Source organism: Psychrobacter sp. FME13, assembly GCF_014861395.1.
GTDB lineage: Bacteria > Pseudomonadota > Gammaproteobacteria > Pseudomonadales > Moraxellaceae > Psychrobacter.
In genome coordinates, this window is record NZ_RRYV01000346.1 from 1 (window position 1) to 844 (window position 844).

At 42.4% G+C, this 844-nt stretch carries 1 protein-coding gene; it reads right to left on the minus strand.

The features are described from left to right. Positions 1–12 precede the first annotated feature (12 nt). Positions 13–764 (minus strand): IS5 family transposase gene (locus tag EI164_RS16510; RefSeq protein ID WP_198411581.1). Its coding sequence is split into 2 segments (ribosomal slippage): positions 13–536 and positions 536–764, totalling 753 coding nucleotides; the frame shifts between segments, so codons are not numbered across the junction. Positions 765–844: the final 80 nt, after the last annotated feature.

The following is an 844-nucleotide window of genomic DNA, read 5'->3' on the forward strand; positions in this document are numbered from 1 at the left end:
TAGGGCGTGTCCCTAATTCAGTTTGCAATGAATCATAGTACAAGCTAGATACAGCATAGACTTATAATTACGAGCCAATTTCTCGTATCGAGTCGCAATACTACGGAACTGCTTTAGCCTTGCAAACGTGTTTTCAACTAAGTGTCGTAGCTTATATAAATAATGATCAAACGCTACATCTGGTTGTTTAGCATTTCTTCTTTTAGGGATGACAGGGCTTATATTGTCTTGCTTTAGCCTGTTTCTAATGGTTTCAGAATCATAAGCTTTATCAGCAATGAAGTAGGTCGCATCCGTTAACATCTCTATGATGTCATCTACCGCTTGGCTGTCGTGGACGTCACCCCCAGTGATTTTAAAATCAATCGGGTTTCCATGCGAGTCGACGGCGAGATGAATCTTGGTGGTTGTTCCACCTCGAGATTTTCCAGTGGCTCGAAGCTCTCCTCGTCTGGCGCCGCTTGAATGCTGATGACAGCGGATGTAGCTTCCGTCTGCGAATACCCATTCTTCATCAATACTTGCTCGTAGGTCAAAAAAAATTGCTCCCATAAGCCTTTTTTTGACAACCTGTTAAAGCGATTATAGGCGGTTTTCCATGGACATAGCTCACTCGGTATATCACGCCATGGGGCTCCTGTACGAAGTTTCCATAATATGGCTTCCATGACTTGTCTGTCATTTTTCCAGGTATGACAGCCATGAGCCTTCATAGTACTTTGGAGTTGTTCCCATGTATTATCATTGAGCACTGTTCTTGCCATAATTTAGAGAGCCATGTGGTAAATAGTCTCTTTATTTTAAAGGCTTTATACTTACTTTTCCAGATTAGGGACACGCCCTA